Source organism: Lutibacter sp. B1, from assembly GCF_012524075.1.
In the GTDB taxonomy this organism is placed as follows: Bacteria; Bacteroidota; Bacteroidia; order Flavobacteriales; family Flavobacteriaceae; genus Lutibacter.
In genome coordinates, this window is the sequence record NZ_JAAZUI010000064.1 from 1 (window position 1) to 2,397 (window position 2,397).

2 protein-coding genes are annotated in these 2,397 nt (G+C 27.5%); both read left to right on the forward strand.

Features of this window, described 5'->3' with window-relative positions:
• Positions 1–232 precede the first annotated feature (232 nt).
• Complete coding sequence (locus HGB55_RS14695; RefSeq protein WP_168817783.1) at positions 233–1,447, forward strand: C10 family peptidase; 1,215 nt, start codon at positions 233–235, stop codon at positions 1,445–1,447.
• A 4-nt stretch (positions 1,448–1,451) separates the two neighbouring features.
• On the forward strand, positions 1,452–1,931 hold the full coding sequence (locus HGB55_RS14700; protein WP_168817785.1) for a hypothetical protein: 480 nt from the start codon (positions 1,452–1,454) through the stop codon (positions 1,929–1,931).
• Positions 1,932–2,397: the final 466 nt, after the last annotated feature.

Here is a 2,397-nt window from a genome sequence, read left to right on the forward strand (position 1 = left end):
AACAATGTATATAATTTATGCTTAAATTTGAACTAGTACAAACCGACAAACATTCTAACTAACGATTTGCTTCGTCCGAAAAATCTCCGATTTTTCAAACGCACAAATCATATACTAAAACCGTTGTGTAATATGGTTAACTTACTGAAAGTTATATATTTATGATAAATATCATCTTTTTTACTAAAAATAATTTTTACTTTTAAATGAAAATCATTTAAAAAATTATATTATGAAAAAAACAAAACAACAATTATTCATTGTTCTATTTCTCTTAACAATATTTTCCTGTTCAAAAGATTCTGAAATGGATAATACAAATTTATTAGCAGAACAAAATCATGTTGATCTTATTCAAATTAAAAAAATTGCAGGCGAAATGCTTTTTGAAACAAGTAACACTTCCATTAAAAGTAATGTTCCTAATGCTAAATCATTAAAAAAAACAATTAAAGATATAAATGAAGCTAAAAATGAATATGGGAATACTTCATTTTATGTGATAAATTATATTGAAGGTGGTTTTATACTTTTGTCCGCTGACAAAAGAACTGAACCAATACTTGGATTTTCTGAGAAAGGTAATTTCATACTAAATGAAAATTCATTTCCTCCTGGTTTGAAGTTTTGGGTTAAAAACACCAAAAAACAAATAACTGATATTCAAAATTCTAACATTGAACAATCTGAAAATAATAAAATAGCTTGGGAACAAGTCCAATTTCAATTATCAACTTCTCAATTATCAGCAATTGCACCACCTGGAGATGAATGTTTTGACCATACAGTCACTATAACAAAAGGTCCTTTATTAAGTACAACTTGGCATCAATTAGGAGTTTTTAATGATGCATTACCTTACATTAATTGCAGTGGAAGTAGTTTTCAGGTTTATGCAGGTTGTGTGCCCATTGCTATGGCACAAGTAATGAAATATTATGAACATCCTTCTACATATAGTTGGTCATCTATGCCTTTAACTTATGGTACAACTACAACGGCGAATTTTATCGCAGATATTCACAATGCTATTGATTATATGTATGGTAGTTATAGTCCCAGTAGTCCTGTGTACACGTGTAATTCGACAGGTGTATATACTTCTCATGACATGAGTAATGTTTTAAAAACACAATTCAATTATTCATATGCTACTACGGCAAATTATGATTATAATACAGTTAAAAGTAATATAGGCAACGGAAAACCTGTTATTTTAAGTGGAAATGATGGTGGGTCTGAAGGACATATGTGGGTATGTGATGGGTACAGACAAACGTACTTTTATTTTGCTGATTGTACTGGAGGCAGTTTTTATCCGTTATTTCATATGAATTGGGGTTGGATAGATGGTAGTTATAATGGTTACTATTCATATAATGATTTTACCCCTGGTTCTTTTAATTTTAACTATAATAAAAAAATGATTTACAACATAATACCTTAATAATATGAAAAATTTAATAATTATTTTAGTCGTTTCATTATTTTTTTCTTGTAACGAAACTAATGAAATGGTAGAACAGTTTAATTATCAAGCATCTATAGAGTTTTCTATCCTTAATTCCCAAAATGAAGACCTATTGAATCCCGAAAACTCTAATCATTTAGACGAAACAAAAATTAAATTATTCTATGTAATTAACGGAATAAAACAAGAAGTTAATAATCCAAATTATGATTACCCGAGAGGTTTTAGAATTTATAAACATGAGAACGAATATAGAATTGGAGTAACTTTAAATAGTAATGAATTAACTGAAAAACCAATTACTTATATTCAATGGAACGATAATGATATTGACACAATTGAGGTTGTCTTCAATCGTACTCAAAATTCAGTTTTGCAAAATATGATTTGGTTAAATGGAACTCAAGTTTGGGAAAGAGGAAATAACACAATAGACCCTTATTTTGTTTTAATTAAATAACTTAAGTTTAAAATTATATAAAATATGACAGAAAATAGCTAACCAAAACTTTTAGTTATTTTCTGTTTTTTTTTTACCCAAACACTGAAATCACACAAAAATTAAATTGAAACTTAAAGGATAATTTTCAGATTTTATCAATTATTATAAATTAATAAGTTGAAAAGGAATTTAATTTCTGACAAGATTGTTAACTTGGTGCTCAAAACCACATTACACAACACTGCATATAAAAAATTGCTTAATTCCGTAAAAAAGAAAGTTTAGAACAATAAAAAATATTAAATTTAACCAATGAAAAATTGCGTTCCAAACTCGCAACTTTTCATATTCAAACAAGTTGGTTAAAATAACGAGACTGGAACTTGGCAGAGAAATTTTCTTTCAAAAATAATGATCTACTAAAGCTGAAAATTAGTTCGATTTTGAGCACTATTCCGGAATAAGTTTTTGATCTATTTTTCTT

Excerpts from the sequence above, each read along its gene's own strand:
- HGB55_RS14695 (WP_168817783.1), top strand. The coding sequence starts at position 233 with ATGAAAAAAACAAAACAACAATTATTCATTGTTCTATTTCTCTTAACA.
- HGB55_RS14700 (WP_168817785.1), top strand. The coding sequence starts at position 1,452 with ATGAAAAATTTAATAATTATTTTAGTCGTTTCATTATTTTTTTCTTGT.